Consider the following 14,318-nt stretch of genomic DNA (forward strand, 5'->3'; position numbering starts at 1 on the left):
AGAAAAGTCAATCAACCCTATATTCTAGTCCTGGCGATTGTCATAAAAATTTGTTAATACCTATCTAGTATCCATAAAGATTTTGAAAAGGATGTCGTCAGAAGTGAGAAGAAAAATATCCGTAGAAGCATTAGCTGAAATAAAAGATGCTATGGAGAATGAAAAGATAGTAAGAGTTTTTAAAAGATATAAAGCGCTCTATCTATATTTCTCTGGTTTAACCATTCGAGATATAGCAAATCAGACAGGGATAACAGTAAATACGATATGTAATCTACATAAAAAGTATCAGATTGCAGGACTTTCTGCTATACCGGATAAAAAAATATCAGGAAGACCCGTACGACTTACACTCGAAGCAAGAAATACAGTGAAAGCGGTGATGCTAAAGCAACATCCTTTTGATGTTGAAATTTCTGATGATTTTAATTGGACAGCGGGATTGCTTGCCAAATATATTAAGCGAGAATATGGTTATGCATATTCGATTCGCGGAATAACAGCACTTCTAGCGCGACTGGGATTTTATTATAAGTATCCAACGTATGTGCTTGTAAATGCAGATAAAGAAAAATAATGACAGATTTTATTTTGTCGTGCAGCAGTATTGTTTAATTTACGTTGAAATTTATTATGTATAGGCCATGTTGAATATAGCTAGGCAATGAATGGAAATATGAATCACATAAAAAGAAGTCTGTTGCATTAGACAAAAGTTAGTCGAGCAACAGACTTCTTTTTATTTTATAAATGATGTTGATTAGATATTTTTAGATGGAATTAAGTGTGTCTACTTGTTTAAAATATAATTTATACTATAATTGTATTTATGTAAGATAGGTATGTCAAACAATACTTGAGGAGGAAAATATGGGAAACTCTTATGAATGTTTATGTAAACCTTTTAAAATTGGTAGTTTGACGCTGAAAAACAGATTTTGCATGGCGCCAATAGGTGGAAATCAGCATTATAGTGCACAGGGAGGTTTTAGTGAAAATGCGATCCAATATTTAGTGGAACGTGCTAAAGGTGGATTTGGTTTGATTTTTACGGGAGCAATTGTGTCAGATTATGAGGTGGATCCTTATTCTGGAATTGGACCAAGTCCTTTGCAGACACCCGATGCATTTAAATTTTCTGCAACAGAATTAAATGAGCGGGCAGGCGCTTACGGAGCTAAGATATTTGCCCAAATTACGATGGGCTTAGGGCGAAATTATCCTGAATTACCAGCCCCCTCGGCAGTTCCTGTTTTTGGTCATGCCGGCATGCTTTCTCCCGTTTTAACAAATGAACAGATCAAGAAAAAAATTAATGCTGTAGTAAAGACAGCGAAGCTGGCTAAAGAATCAGGGTTTTCCGGCGTGGAAGTACATGCCATTCACTGGGGTTATTTGCTTGATCAATTTGCCATGAGTTTCATGAACCATCGAAACGATGAATATGGCGGCAGTCTGGAAAATCGTCTGCGGGCGGCAAAAGAAATTCTTGAAGGCATAAAACAGGTTTGTGGAAAAGAATATCCTGTTAGTATGCGCCTGGGACTAAAAACCTTTATTAAAGGGTTTGGTAAAGCCTCTCTGACAGGGGAAGAAGAAGTTGGAAGAACTTTAGAAGAAGGAATACATATCGCCAAGCTATTAGAAGGTTATGGGTATGATTCGCTAAGTGTGGATGCAGGCGTTTATGATTCTTTTTATTATGCTTGTCCACCCATGTATATGCCAAAAGGATATACAATAGCTTTGGCAGAAAAAGCGAAAGCTGCTGTGCACATTCCTATCTTAGGCGGTGGACGTATGAATGATCCGGATCTTGCCGAAGCCGCAATTCGAGATGGTAAAGTAGATGCTATTGTTATGGGACGAGCGGCCCTGGCTGATCCGAATTATCCGAATAAAGTGATAACGGGACAATCGGATAAAATTCGTCCATGTCTGGCCTGTAATCAAGCCTGCATTACTAGACTACAGCAAGGTTTGCAGCCTGGTTGTGCTGTGAATCCAGCGGCAATGAGAGAGAGTAGGCATGGGTTAAAGCCTTCGTTGCAGACAAAAGAGGTTGTTGTTGTCGGTGGTGGTATTGCTGGAATGGAAGCTGCACGCACGGCAGCAAAGCGTGGCCATCACGTGACCTTGTTTGAAAAACAAAAAACGTTGGGTGGTAATTTGATTCCTGGTGGATCGCATAAATTCAAAACAGAAGTTCGTGACTTAAATGCATGGTATCAACGAGAACTCGCAGAGTTGCCGGTGACAATAAAGTTGGGAACGAAAATTGATACGGAACAACTGGAAAAATTACCGGCAGACGTCATGATTTTTGCTGTTGGGGCAGAACCGATTATACCAGAAATTTCTGGAATTGAGCAGAACATAGTGATTGGCTGTATAGATGCACTAAACCATCCAGAGAAAATTGGTGACAAGGTTGTTATTGTTGGCGGCGGTTTAGTGGGGTGTGAAATGGCTTTGACCTATGCTGAGAAGGGCCATGATGTTACGGTTGTTGAAGCGTTGGATAGTATCCTTTCGGCGGGCATTCCCGTTCCGGTTCCAAACCGACAAATGATTTTTGACCTGTTTGAGCATCATCATATCAAAGTTTTAAATGGACATAAAATTGTAAAGATTAAAGATCATGGAATTGTTCTAGCGGCAGACGGAAGTGAAATGGATATACAAGCTGATTCTGTTGTAATTGCTGTTGGATTCCGACCAAGAAAATCTATAGCATCTGAACTGAAACAGAGCAGAGCTGTTGTCTATGAAATTGGTGATGGTCGTCAAGTAGGAACTATAATGAAAGCAATTTGGGATGGCTATGAAATTGCTAATAATATTTAAAATGAATGAAAAAACAAAAATAGCAAGGTACTAAAAAAATTCCTGATGTGAATTATTTAATTCACATCAGGAATTTTTTATGGATTTTTATGATAGTTTTTAAGTTTGCCTAAACGTTTGGCGGCAGCTTCTAATGTAGAAAATTCTTTACAGAAGCAAAAACGCACATATTTTTTCCCATCGGGTACATCATTGCGATAAAAAGTAGAACCTGGAACTACAGCTACGCCGATCGTTTCTGTCAGATAGAAAGCAAATGCAATATCATCATCCCAGCCGAAAGTTGTAATATCTGCCATGATATAATAAGCTCCGTTTGGTACAATACATTTAAAACCGACATCGTTGAGTACCTTTACCAAAAAATTTCGTCGTTCCAAATAAAAAGCTGAAAGTTTATCATAATATTCTGGTGGGAATTGGAATGCGGTGGCTACAGCGGCTTGAAGCGGGGCAGCCGCACCAACCGTCAAGAAGTCATGAACTTTTCGAATGGAAGCGGTCAATTCAGGGGAAGCTGTAACAAAACCAATGCGCCAGCCAGTGACACTATAGGTTTTTGAAACGCTGTTGATCGCGATTGTACGCTCAAACATATGAGGTAGTGTCCAGATTGGTATATGCTTCGCTTGATCAAAAACAATATGTTCATAAATTTCATCGCTGAAAACTAACGTATCATATTCTTGGCAAAGTTTGGCGATGAATTCCAATTCGTCGCGGCTAAATACTTTACCTGTTGGATTGTTTGGCGTATTGAGGATAATGCCGCGGGTATTCTCATTGAATAAAGCAGTGAGTTCATCTCGGTCGATATGGTAATCCGGCTCTTTGAGGGTAATATAACGTGGTTTGGCACCACATAAAATAACATCCGCTCCGTAATTTTCATAAAATGGTTCAAAGACAATGACTTCATCACCGGGATTTATGGTGGCTAATAGCGATGCGATCATACCTTCGGTGGAACCACAGCAGACGGTGATTTGTTTTTCCGGGTCTAGTCTGACAGCATAATCACGTTTGATTTTTGCTGTCAGAGAATCACGCAGATTTTTTGTGCCCCAGGTGATAGCATATTGGTTTTCATTATTGAAAATAGCCTGCGCTGCAGCTATTTTAAGTGCATCTGGTGCTGGAAAATCAGGAAAACCTTGAGCGAGATTAACAGCCTTGTTGGCACTGGCAACTCGTGACATTTCACGAATGACGGATTCATTGAATTGTGCCGCTTTGTCGGAAATGAAATTACGCATAAACAATCAACTCGTTTCTATCAAAATCAATTTGCAAGTAGGTATTTAACTAAAGCCATAATAACATATATGAATTTTTTATTCAATTACATAAATCATAATTCTTGTAAATAATCTTTTTTTTAGGTTATTTATGCATAAAAAAAGTGGTTATAAAAACCTTGGCGACCAATGCTTTTGTAATCACTTTTTCAATCATTTTTTCAATAATTGGCTAGCAGCAAATCATGCGCCCAGATCAAAGATTCACGGTACGCTTGCAACACGAGATTTTCCTCGATACCGAGTTCTTCGACATACTGGATATATAGTTCCCACTCCCCAGCTTCATAGGTTTTAATCAATTGATATAATACAGAAAAATCGTTGTGTTCTTGACCAAGTAATGCTTGCTTGATATCGTCTTTTAACGGAATTTCACCTAATATCTGAAGCATCGGTCGATCCAAAAGAACGTCAATATGAGAAAACATACCCATCAGGAAAGCATCGGAGACTCGATTTCGCCATATCTTTTCTTGGGCTAATTTTTCGGCGAATTTTGCCCGGATGAGCGAGTTCAAGATTAACTCACCTGGTTTATCATTTGCTACGCTCTTCAATGCGATGAGTGATATCCATTTTATCAACTCTTTTTGTCCCAGAAGGGCTAAAGCTTGCTGCAAAGAGCGTATCGTAGTTCTAAAACCAAATATCGGAGCATTGATTAGTTTTAGCAAATTGTAAGACAGCGAAACATCCTGTTTGATAATGGTTTCAATTGCAGCGAAATCCACTTCGGGCTGATTGATTTCTTTTAAGATATGCAGATAATTTGTTTTGTACCCAGGCAGATTCTTGCCGAATAAGACTAATGGTTTGCAAAAAAAATAGCCTTGAAAATACGAATAACCAAGGTGACGAGCAGACTGAAACTCTTCTTGTGTTTCTACTTTTTCAGCCAGAAACTTAATTGGATACCCATCCAGACGCTGCATAAGATTGCGTCTTTCAGCCGGTGGTGTAATCCGAAAATCAACTTTTATAATATCAGCTAATTCAATGAGCGGTAGATAATCCGGATGAAATATAAAATCATCTAAAATCAATAGATATCCATTTTTTTTAAGCTTTTTACAAGCTTCTATTATTTCTTTATCAGGGATGACTGTTTCTAAGATTTCGACACCAAGAATTTCTTTAGGAAGCATCGCTGGAATATTATTTTTCAAGGAGTTTGCGGTAAAGTTTATAAAAGCTTTTTTCCCATAAGTTAAGGTATCAATACCAATCAGTAAAAAACTATTGTTGATGACATCTAGTGTCGCCTGGTCTCCATCTGTACCATCATAACTGTTTATAAAACTACTGCGAAATAGGAGTTCATAGGCAAAAACATTTAAATTTACATCGAAAATTGGTTGACGTGCTACATGAACATCTTTTTCTTTTATCATAAAAAGCTCCTTTCAGTGTAACTTGCCTGGTACAGTGAAGGTGAACTGTGCAAGCAATAGTCAATAGGTATCCTATTTTATGGAAGTCTTCATTATACAATTCTACATTTTAAAATAAATACCTGCCTCGCGAAAGTCAGGCTTATCGGTATACATAGTGTGGAGTTTGTAACGTTGTTAAAACGAAAATAAAATTGTATTTTTTATCCTTCAGCAGATTGACGTAGGGTTTTATAAGCTTTTGACGAATACTTTTATTATAGGATTGATTTGATATTTTATTTATTTTTGAGGAGGCAGCTGTATGAATTTAGGAATTATAGGAACAGGTGTCATTGTTAGTGAGGCATTGGAAGCACTCAGACAGGTGGAAACGATTCACTGTATTGCTATTTGGGCACGTTCACATAGTAAAGATAAAGCGTTAGCGCTTGCTGATCAATATAAAATACCAAAAGTATATACGGATTACGCTGAAATGCTTTGTGATCTCGAATTGGAAGTTGTTTATATCGGTATTATAAACAGCCAGCATTATAGTTATGTAAAACAGGCACTTTTAGCAGGTAAGCATGTTATTGTAGAAAAACCATTTACATCGACGAGCAAGGAGGCACAAGAACTGGTTAGTCTTGCAAAACAAAAAAAATTATTTTTATTTGAAGCGGTTACGCTTTTGCACTTGCCCAATTTTACAGCCATCAAGAAAGCTTTACCAGAAATTGGTGAAATAAAAATGGTACAGTGTAATTATTCACAATATTCCAGACGCTATGGTAAATATATGCAAGGTGAAGTATTACCGGCATTTGATCCAAAACTTTCTGGCGGGGCTTTATATGATATTAATATTTATAATCTAAATTTTGTTATCGGTCTTTTTGGCACACCAAAAGAAGTACATTACATGGCAAATATTGGATTTAATGGTATTGATACATCTGGTGTGCTTACACTGAAATATGACGGGTTTGCGGCAGTTTGTGTCGGGGCAAAGGACTCAGTCAGTCCAAGCCTGCTTACAATACAAGGAACACAAGGTTATATCAGAGTTCATGGTGCACCGAATACATTGGAATCGTTTACTCTATCAGTAGAAGAGCAGGAAATAACAAAAAATGAAAATCTGTATGAGCATCGGATGGTCCATGAATTTATCGTTTTTGAAGAAATTTATCGCAGGCAAGACCTGCCAGGGTGTTATGCGTATTTAGAGCAGTCATTGCAAGTCATGGCTGTTGCGAGTCAAGCTCGGGCGGAAATCGGCTTGGTCTTTCCGGCAGATGAGAAGAACTAAACTTTACCCAGAAAGAAGCGATGTCATGAATAGCATACTGGATGAACACAACAGCTTAGTGATTTTTGATATGGATGGATTAATGTTTGATACAGAAAAAGTATCCTTTCAAAGTTTTATGAAGTCATGTGAATTTTATGGATATGCTTTAGATGAAGTAACATTTCGTCGCACGATTGGTGTTAATTTGATTCGTGTGAAAGAAATTTATCAGCAGCGTTTCGGTAAAGCGTTTCCGTTTGATATGGTTTTAGCAAAGAAATTAGAATTTGCAGCACAATATATAGAAGACAATGGCGTTCCAATCAAAGAGGGGCTTTATGAATTATTGGATTTTCTTGCAAAAAATAAAATAAAAAAAGCAGTAGCAACATCGTCAAATCGAAAAACAGCAATGCATCTGTTAGCGCTGGCAAATGTTTTAAAAAGATTCGACTATGCCCTTTATGGAGATGAACTTAAAAAATCGAAACCGGAACCGGATATCTTTTTGGCAGTTGCAAAAAAAATGAACTGCTTGGCAGAAAATTGTATTGTTTTAGAAGACTCGCCGCTGGGCGTGTTAGCCGGATATCGAGCTGGTATGAAGGTTATTATGGTACCGGATCTACTACAACCGGATGAAGATACGAAAAAGCTTGTATTTAAAGAAATGAAGACACTGCTGGAAGTTAAAAAATATTTTTCTGATACTGTAATTTAAATAGAGTCGACGATTTTTTTTCAGTGCAATAAAAAAACGCTGTCGATATGTAAAAGGCGGGATATCCATAGTTGATTCTGTGGATATCCCGCCTTTTTTGACTTGGATATAGTTCTTGATCTTACCGGAGGTAATTTTCTTGCATTTTAGAAACTCTGGGGTGTAGCGTTTTTTTAATTGACTCGCCAAGGATTTTTTTCGCCAGCGATTTCTAGCAAGCAACTTTTCAGGGATGAATATACCATATCATGTACATCTTGATCGGTATAAAATGCCATATGGGGCGTGACGATGACATTCGGATAGCTGCGCAGTATAGCTAAATTCCGATTTGACAATACTTGCGATTTCAAGTCATTGTAATAGAGGGAAAATTCATCTTCAATGACATCTAAGGCAGCAGCACCTATCTTTCCGCTTTCGAGCGCATCGAGCAAGGCAGCGGTATCAATTAAACCACCACGGGCCGTATTGACCAAAATCACCTGATCTTTCATGGCAGCGATGCTTTTGCTGTTGATCATGTGATAGTTACTTTCATCTAAAGGAGTATGTAAACTTATAATATCACTTCGTTGGATCAATTCGCTTAAAGAAACATATTGAGCATACTTCTTTACATCCTCACATTCATATAAGGAGCAGGCCAAAATTGGATTACCAAAACCGGATAAATGACGAATGACGGTTTGCCCGATTTTTCCAGTTCCGATGATGCCGATTGTCAAGGCAGCAAATTCTCTGCCCTGCAGACCTCGCAATGAAAAATCCTGGATATTTGCGCGCTGCATGATGTGCTTCATTTTTCTAGCCGACATCATCATTAACATAATGGCATAATCAGCGACACCATTTGTGGAATAAGTTGCATTGCTAACAGCGATGTCATATTTTTTTGCCGCTGCCAGATCAATGTGATCAAAGCCAATGGTTCGCGTAGAAATCATTTTTATGCCAAGTAAATGAAGTTGTTCCATAAGCTCAGCATCAATTGGCGTTGTAATGATGCTGATACACTGGCAATCTTTGGCGAGGCCCATGCTGTTTTTGGTTGGTCCGGTAGGACAAATTACAAGTTCAATGTTTAATTCTTTGCTGATTTTTTCAAAATACGTTCCTTCATCAAAATCACGATAGTTAAAGACACATATTTTTGGCTTTTGCATCAGATCGGCTCCCTTTTATCACATTGATTTTACATTTATAATGGACGAATGTGTGTATTACGTTTCGCTTATTTGATTATTATAACATATTCGATTTAAATATTCTTATATTGAGTTTAATTTATTACATTTAAAAGAAATGGTTGTTTTTGTTGATCATATGACAAATTTTTCTCATTAAAAAAATTGTCTTTGTTAGGTTGAAATAATACAGAATCAGTTGTTATGAATTTGCCAAGAGAGAGACAATGTCTTACAATTAAGAGGATATTTATCGAATAAATTAAAAATAATAGATAGGTGGGCATAAAATGGCTGAAAGTTATACGGGCGAGCCGTTGGCAGCACATAAAAAAGTTTTATGGACAGGGAGTATGGCTCATTTTATTCAAGATGGTTTTACGGATATGTTGTATGTTTTTTTCCCTGTTTGGCAGGCACAATTTGCCTTATCTTTTACCGAAATCGGTTTTTTAAAGACGCTTTTTTCTGGTACACTGGCAGGATTTCAAGTGCCAGCTAGTTCGTTTGCTCGGCGAATTGGAGCGTTTGAATTACTAGTATCAGGGATACTTCTTACAAGTGCGGCTGTTTTTTTCCTAGGTTATAGTGCTGGGAGTCCTATTATGTTAGGCTGTATTCTTGCCGTTGGCGGGATTGGAGCCAGTGTACAACATCCGCTATCTTCTTTGTTGATTTCAAATGCTTATACAGGTATCAATGCCCGTCGAACGGCATTGAGTACTTTTAATGTGGCTGGCGATATCGGAAAACTGGTTTTACCAGGGGCGGCCGCATATTTAATGATGCAATATAGCTGGATGTCCGTGAGTCATATATTGGGACTTTTCGGCATGGGACTAGCTGCCGTGATTCTTTTGAATAATCGCGAGACAAGACCAAAAACGAACGTTCCGGAAGCCAAAACACTTCGTGCTGCAGATGGATACCTCAAATGGAAGGGAAACGAAGCGTTTTGGTCTTTGTCCACGATCGGTATCGTTGATAGTGCAACGCGGATGGGATTTTTAACGTTTTTACCGTTTTTGCTACAGGAAAAAGGCGCAGCACTGTCAACCACCGGCTTAGTACTTTCGCTGATCTTTGCCGGAGGCGCGGCAGGAAAATTTGTCTGTGGGATGATGGCTGTAAAGTTTGGGGTATTGCGGTCGGTGATCATTACCGAAATCATGACGACTTTATGTATTTTCGCTATGATTGTTTTTCCGCTGCATGCCGCAATCGTATTTTCGCCAATTATTGGTATTGTGCTCAATGGAACATCCTCCGTACTTTATGGGAGCGTTCCAGAATTGGTAGTGGAAAAAAGAAGACAACAGGCTTTTGCTATTTTTTATACATTAACGATTGGTTCAGGGGCAATATCACCTTCTGTTTATGGCATTATAAGTGATTTTGTTGGGATAAAAGTTTGCGTAATTATCGTTGCGGTAGTGGCGCTGCTTACCATTCCCTTAACAGTTCCCTTGAAAAATAAATTTCTAGTCAAAGGATAAGTTGGCAAATTTATTTATTGTTAGCATACTAAATTCAGGTATCGTAATATTTTACGATACCTGAATTTTTTTATGCTGTAGTAGATTTGAATATCATATAACGAAACTAAAAACCACCCGTTTAACGGGTGGTCCATCTGATATGGTCAGCATATAATCAATCAATGATTTCTTTACTGTTGGCGGTTCGTTTTTCGCGAAACCAATAATGATACATCGATTGAAAGCCTAATTTTTCATACAGGGAAATCGCACTTTTATTATCGCTTGCTACTTGTAAACAAGCGATACTTGCGCCGTGTTCAATACCAACATTCATCAATGCTTTGCAAAGCTGAATTCCAAGACCCTGACGACGGAATTTTTCATTGATATGCAGGCTGTAGAGAGCAATAATTTCCTGATCCAGGACAACCCGGCCAAATCCCATAACTTGATTGTCTTGTTTTAGTTCGGCACAAAACATATTACTGGATACATTTTGTAAAATGCGGGCGGCAATATCATGAACTTTTTTCGTCTGTGTACCATTGAAATCAATATAGGCATCGAGCCATGACTCGTTCATACCTTTTGTGATATGAATATTTTCCACAGGCCAGAGCGGCACTTGTGAAAGATTGCAGGCCATTAATTGAACATTTTTGACTAATTGATAGCCGGAAGCATTCAATATAAAATCTAAATCCATATTGTTTTCATCACTTATTTTAAAAATAGTCGGTAGTTTTTTTTCGGTATACTTTTTTTCACAGTGCTTGATTTTTGTTTCAAGATCGATACTGGATTCATATAAAGGCCAAATGCAGTTTGCCCGATGCGTATAACCATCCGAAAACCGTAAGATCCAACCATCATATACTTCTGTTTGTAATGCTGGAAAGGCATTTAAAGATAATTCTTCAATATGTGTGATGGAATGATTCATAAACATGAACACCTCTTTATTATCAATTGATATCTCTAATTTTATTCTTGTCGCCTGCTAAAGTCAAATAGCGAATGGTTCTTGTATGATAAGTATCTTTACTCCATTTTATTAAAAAAATAATATTACAGTTAGTAGTGATTAAAAATTTTAATTTTATGTGATGAATTAAGTCTATGGTTTTTTTGATTTTGTTTGAAGAATGATTTTATCCATATTGTGGTCGCCAGTATGAAGGTGAAAAAAGAAAATGCAGAGCAATGTAAGTGTGTCAAATTATTTAAAAATATTATATAATGAAGATAAACGAGGGGGAATAGATCATGAAGAATGAACAAAATGAATTGGATTCTACTTGTGGTGTATCAGATGATGAGCTTACAAAAAGATTTAGTGAGGCAGTTCGAATTGAAAATGAAATCAAAACAATTAAAGGGCTGCCAATATCAAAATATGACCACGAAAAGAAGGCTCCTTATATACAATACCCTGACGGGAGCAGAGAATATGCATAAGAAACCGGAAATTATAGTATTTGCCGGTCCAAATGGGAGCGGAAAAAGTACAAGTGCCAACTCTTTTACAAATATGTGATATTTTCCATATATATGATAATTCAGATCAGCCATTTCGTATTTTTAAGAAACGAAAGGATGATTGCTTTTATTGGGAAAATGAATTTTGGGATAGAGAGCATATAAACAAATTAACAGATGCAAATAAAGCAATGCATAAATGAGACGATCGACTTGTCGGGGAAACTGTGTAGGGGTCATTTTTTTTGTTGTAAGTGTTTTTTAGATTGTGGTTGTGCTGAAATTTATGTGCTAAGAGCACTTTGATGATAAATTAAGAATATGGGTTTTCGTGTGGACAAAACAACAGCGAGATCAACGACTATCAAAAATAGTGTTGGTCTCGCTGTTGTTTTATTGATTTTTACCATATTTTAATCGCATCAAGTCTTTAAATTCTTCGATTCGATCGAGAGCTTCTTGTGGTAAATCACCGGATGCTTTTTCGACTGGTGGGATAGTGGGCTTAGATTGGTCGGTGCGACCAAGGAGATAGTCTAAACTTACATCAAAAAAATCCGCTAGTAGAATAAGTGTTGCTGAATCAGGATCGCGTTCACCACGTTCATACAAGCTGTAAGCTTGTGTAGTTTTATTAATATATTTCGCAATATCTTTTTGGTTTAAATTTTGTCGAAGTCGTAATTCTTTTAAACGCATAGAGAAAGACCTCCTCTGATCTCTTATTATATAAACAAAACGTTGATAACAAAATAATAATCAACATAAAATTGAAATAAATATTGATATTAAACATTTTGTTGATTAAAATAAAATAAAGATCAATATAATGTTGAAAATGGAGGGTGAATTATGGATATTTTTGAAATAATAACAGAAGCATTACGAAATGTGCATGATGGCAAAAATTTAGAAGATGTATCGAACCTTTATAGTAAATTGTATGCAGAGAATAATCAAATGGTTGATATTCTTGATAAAACGTTAGTCGGAGAAGATTTGAAAGTATTTCATTATTTATGTGATAATTTTTCGTACAGAGAAGTGACGGCAGAAGATATATATTATAACCAAGGGTTTTCGGATGCGATAAAGCTTATAGTTCAGTCTATGTTATGGTCGCCGGTACGAAGGTGAAAAAGAGGGTGAGAAAATAGTGAGAAAACCTAAAATCCCATCAAGTGCTTTATGCGTCGACAATTTTCCGAAGACGTAAGCATTTCTAATAGTTTAAAAGACACATCTAAAGCTGTTGCTGGTGACGAAGAGGTAATGATATTTCCATCAATTACCATTGCTTGATTAACAACATTAACACCAAAAGATGCTAATTGCTGTTGTCGATAACCATTATTCAAATGATATGTCGTTCCTTGACGCCCACATAAAACTCCGCTTTTTCCCAATGGTAAGGCACCAACGCAAATCGCGGCAATTATTTTTCCCGATTGGCTGAACTTTTGAATTATGGACAAAAATTCATCGCAATAGGCATCTTTATAAAAGCCGTACGATTCATATCCTCCGGGGATCGCTAATGCATCAAATTCTTTTACATCAACTTCAGAGGTTAGCAATTCAGGCATAACGGTTAAATGTCCTGTACAAATCAATTTTTTTTGTACGCCGCAAGTAACTAATTTTGTTGATCCATCACCTTCCACCATATTCCAATCCAGTATATCACTAAAAACACTCGCTTCATATGCTTCAAAACCGTTAGCTAATAATAATAATATTTTTTTCATAACTACACCCCATCATGCAATTACAGAATGTTCTGTTCAGCAATTGTTATTTTACTTGTTCATTTTTAAGTTTCAGGTACTCAATATAATTTTTAGCTTCTTCTTTTAATTCTAGTGGTAAAAGACTTAGTTCATTATCGGTATCTTCGTGTGCACCAATTAACCAGGCAATGCTTACATGGTTCGCAGCTGCTATTTTTTTTAGCGTTTCGATATCAGGTTCACCGCGACCATTTCTCCAATTAAATACCTGATCAGCCGAAGCGTTGAAGTTTATGCCAAATTCTTTTTGAGATAATTTTGATTTTTTGTATAAAATATTGAATTGTTCTTTAAATGTAGACATTTCGTATACTCCTCAATGTTTCTTTTACGTTAATTATAAAATATTAATGTTATTAATACATTAATATGGTATTAATAACATTGACGGCGTATAAAAAACGTAATATTATAATAAATAGATACTGACGTATAAAATACGCTATGGCTGAGCATTACTTGCTTATACGGGCTAACAATTAAAAAATTTACTAAAAACAGGAGGGTGAATTATGGATATTTTTGAAATAATAACAGAAGCATTACGAAATGTGCATGATGGCAAAAATTTAGAAGATGTATCGAACCTTTATAGTAAATTGTATGCAGAGAATAATCAAATGGTTGATATTCTTGATAAAACGTTAGTCGGAGAAGATTTGAAAGTATTTCATTATTTATGTGATAATTTTTCGTACAGAGAAGTGACGGCAGAAGATATATATTATAACCAAGGGTTTTCGGATGCGATAAAGCTTATAGTTCAGTCCATGGTATGGTCGCCAGTACGAAGGTGAATAGGTGCGACTATTTCCATGAATTAACTTAAAATTAATATATTG

The 14,318-nt window shown here is 36.7% G+C and carries 16 protein-coding genes; 9 read left to right on the forward strand and 7 right to left on the reverse strand.

The window, feature by feature from the left end:
* Window positions 1–103: 103 nt before the first annotated feature.
* Window positions 104–577 (forward strand): helix-turn-helix domain-containing protein, encoded by a 474-nt coding sequence (locus tag BMY14_RS05190; RefSeq protein ID WP_091829823.1) that lies wholly within the window; start codon window positions 104–106, stop codon window positions 575–577.
* Between the two features lie 293 nt (window positions 578–870).
* Window positions 871–2,847 carry an FAD-dependent oxidoreductase gene (locus BMY14_RS05195; RefSeq protein ID WP_091829825.1) on the forward strand — a complete coding sequence of 659 codons (1,977 nt, stop codon included), beginning with the start codon at window positions 871–873 and terminating at the stop codon, window positions 2,845–2,847.
* A gap of 77 nt (window positions 2,848–2,924) precedes the next feature.
* On the opposite strand, the gene BMY14_RS05200 is transcribed toward BMY14_RS05195, so the two are convergent.
* Both BMY14_RS05200 and BMY14_RS05205 read right to left on the reverse strand, forming a co-directional pair.
* Window positions 2,925–4,103 (reverse strand): pyridoxal phosphate-dependent aminotransferase, encoded by a 1,179-nt coding sequence (locus BMY14_RS05200; protein ID WP_091829827.1) that lies wholly within the window; start codon window positions 4,101–4,103, stop codon window positions 2,925–2,927.
* A gap of 203 nt (window positions 4,104–4,306) precedes the next feature.
* The gene (locus tag BMY14_RS05205; RefSeq protein WP_091829829.1) at window positions 4,307–5,539 is read right to left on the reverse strand and encodes an EAL and HDOD domain-containing protein; all 1,233 of its coding nucleotides are present in this window, start codon (window positions 5,537–5,539) and stop codon (window positions 4,307–4,309) included.
* 304 nt (window positions 5,540–5,843) lie between these two features.
* On the opposite strand from BMY14_RS05205, the gene BMY14_RS05210 reads away from it, so the two are divergent.
* Entirely contained in the window at window positions 5,844–6,836 is a 993-nt protein-coding gene (locus BMY14_RS05210; RefSeq protein WP_091829831.1) for a Gfo/Idh/MocA family protein, read from the forward strand.
* A 25-nt stretch (window positions 6,837–6,861) separates the two neighbouring features.
* On the forward strand, window positions 6,862–7,539 hold the full coding sequence (locus BMY14_RS05215) for an HAD family hydrolase (RefSeq protein WP_177177487.1): 678 nt from the start codon (window positions 6,862–6,864) through the stop codon (window positions 7,537–7,539).
* 173 nt (window positions 7,540–7,712) lie between these two features.
* On the opposite strand, the gene BMY14_RS05220 is transcribed toward BMY14_RS05215, so the two are convergent.
* The gene (locus tag BMY14_RS05220; RefSeq protein ID WP_091829835.1) at window positions 7,713–8,705 is read right to left on the reverse strand and encodes a D-isomer specific 2-hydroxyacid dehydrogenase family protein; all 993 of its coding nucleotides are present in this window, start codon (window positions 8,703–8,705) and stop codon (window positions 7,713–7,715) included.
* Between the two features lie 311 nt (window positions 8,706–9,016).
* Here BMY14_RS05220 and BMY14_RS05225 point away from each other — a divergent pair, with 311 nt between their 5' ends.
* On the forward strand, window positions 9,017–10,222 hold the full coding sequence (locus tag BMY14_RS05225; protein WP_019552454.1) for an MFS transporter: 1,206 nt from the start codon (window positions 9,017–9,019) through the stop codon (window positions 10,220–10,222).
* 157 nt (window positions 10,223–10,379) lie between these two features.
* On the opposite strand, the gene BMY14_RS05230 is transcribed toward BMY14_RS05225, so the two are convergent.
* Window positions 10,380–11,150, reverse strand: coding sequence for a GNAT family N-acetyltransferase (locus tag BMY14_RS05230; RefSeq protein ID WP_177177488.1), 771 nt, complete (start codon window positions 11,148–11,150; stop codon window positions 10,380–10,382).
* 323 nt (window positions 11,151–11,473) lie between these two features.
* Here BMY14_RS05230 and BMY14_RS05235 point away from each other — a divergent pair, with 323 nt between their 5' ends.
* Together BMY14_RS05235 and BMY14_RS20730 are read left to right on the forward strand one after the other, a co-directional pair.
* Window positions 11,474–11,665, forward strand: coding sequence for a hypothetical protein (locus BMY14_RS05235; RefSeq protein ID WP_091829839.1), 192 nt, complete (start codon window positions 11,474–11,476; stop codon window positions 11,663–11,665).
* Window positions 11,666–11,697: 32 nt separating this feature from the next.
* Window positions 11,698–11,889: a hypothetical protein gene (locus BMY14_RS20730; RefSeq protein WP_218144877.1), complete on the forward strand. Its 192-nt coding sequence runs from the start codon at window positions 11,698–11,700 to the stop codon at window positions 11,887–11,889.
* Window positions 11,890–12,079: 190 nt separating this feature from the next.
* Here BMY14_RS20730 and BMY14_RS05245 read toward each other — a convergent pair whose 3' ends face one another.
* On the reverse strand, window positions 12,080–12,385 hold the full coding sequence (locus BMY14_RS05245; RefSeq protein ID WP_091829841.1) for a helix-turn-helix domain-containing protein: 306 nt from the start codon (window positions 12,383–12,385) through the stop codon (window positions 12,080–12,082).
* A gap of 153 nt (window positions 12,386–12,538) precedes the next feature.
* Here BMY14_RS05245 and BMY14_RS05250 point away from each other — a divergent pair, with 153 nt between their 5' ends.
* On the forward strand, window positions 12,539–12,823 hold the full coding sequence (locus tag BMY14_RS05250) for a hypothetical protein (RefSeq protein ID WP_091829843.1): 285 nt from the start codon (window positions 12,539–12,541) through the stop codon (window positions 12,821–12,823).
* A 29-nt stretch (window positions 12,824–12,852) separates the two neighbouring features.
* Here BMY14_RS05250 and BMY14_RS05255 read toward each other — a convergent pair whose 3' ends face one another.
* Both BMY14_RS05255 and BMY14_RS05260 read right to left on the reverse strand, forming a co-directional pair.
* On the reverse strand, window positions 12,853–13,434 hold the full coding sequence (locus BMY14_RS05255; protein WP_091829845.1) for a DJ-1/PfpI family protein: 582 nt from the start codon (window positions 13,432–13,434) through the stop codon (window positions 12,853–12,855).
* Window positions 13,435–13,480: 46 nt separating this feature from the next.
* Window positions 13,481–13,780 (reverse strand): helix-turn-helix domain-containing protein, encoded by a 300-nt coding sequence (locus tag BMY14_RS05260; RefSeq protein WP_091829847.1) that lies wholly within the window; start codon window positions 13,778–13,780, stop codon window positions 13,481–13,483.
* Between the two features lie 208 nt (window positions 13,781–13,988).
* Between BMY14_RS05260 and BMY14_RS05265 the strand changes: the two genes are divergently transcribed.
* Window positions 13,989–14,273, forward strand: a complete 285-nt coding sequence (locus BMY14_RS05265) for a hypothetical protein (RefSeq protein ID WP_091829849.1) — start codon at window positions 13,989–13,991, stop codon at window positions 14,271–14,273.
* The last annotated feature ends 45 nt before the right edge of the window (window positions 14,274–14,318 follow it).

The sequence above is a fragment of the Propionispira arboris genome (assembly GCF_900109225.1).
GTDB classification, from domain to species: Bacteria; Bacillota; Negativicutes; order Selenomonadales; family Selenomonadaceae; genus Propionispira; species Propionispira arboris.

Coding starts and splice junctions, on each gene's coding strand:
- BMY14_RS05195 (WP_091829825.1), top strand. CDS start 871: ATGGGAAACTCTTATGAATGTTTATGTAAACCTTTTAAAATTGGTAGT.
- BMY14_RS05200 (WP_091829827.1), bottom strand. CDS start 4,103: ATGCGTAATTTCATTTCCGACAAAGCGGCACAATTCAATGAATCCGTC.
- BMY14_RS05205 (WP_091829829.1), bottom strand. CDS start 5,539: ATGATAAAAGAAAAAGATGTTCATGTAGCACGTCAACCAATTTTCGAT.
- BMY14_RS05210 (WP_091829831.1), top strand. CDS start 5,844: ATGAATTTAGGAATTATAGGAACAGGTGTCATTGTTAGTGAGGCATTG.
- BMY14_RS05215 (WP_177177487.1), top strand. CDS start 6,862: ATGAATAGCATACTGGATGAACACAACAGCTTAGTGATTTTTGATATG.
- BMY14_RS05220 (WP_091829835.1), bottom strand. CDS start 8,705: ATGCAAAAGCCAAAAATATGTGTCTTTAACTATCGTGATTTTGATGAA.
- BMY14_RS05225 (WP_019552454.1), top strand. CDS start 9,017: ATGGCTGAAAGTTATACGGGCGAGCCGTTGGCAGCACATAAAAAAGTT.
- BMY14_RS05230 (WP_177177488.1), bottom strand. CDS start 11,150: ATGAATCATTCCATCACACATATTGAAGAATTATCTTTAAATGCCTTT.
- BMY14_RS05235 (WP_091829839.1), top strand. CDS start 11,474: ATGAAGAATGAACAAAATGAATTGGATTCTACTTGTGGTGTATCAGAT.
- BMY14_RS20730 (WP_218144877.1), top strand. CDS start 11,698: ATGGGAGCGGAAAAAGTACAAGTGCCAACTCTTTTACAAATATGTGAT.
- BMY14_RS05245 (WP_091829841.1), bottom strand. CDS start 12,385: ATGCGTTTAAAAGAATTACGACTTCGACAAAATTTAAACCAAAAAGAT.
- BMY14_RS05250 (WP_091829843.1), top strand. CDS start 12,539: ATGGATATTTTTGAAATAATAACAGAAGCATTACGAAATGTGCATGAT.
- BMY14_RS05255 (WP_091829845.1), bottom strand. CDS start 13,434: ATGAAAAAAATATTATTATTATTAGCTAACGGTTTTGAAGCATATGAA.
- BMY14_RS05260 (WP_091829847.1), bottom strand. CDS start 13,780: ATGTCTACATTTAAAGAACAATTCAATATTTTATACAAAAAATCAAAA.
- BMY14_RS05265 (WP_091829849.1), top strand. CDS start 13,989: ATGGATATTTTTGAAATAATAACAGAAGCATTACGAAATGTGCATGAT.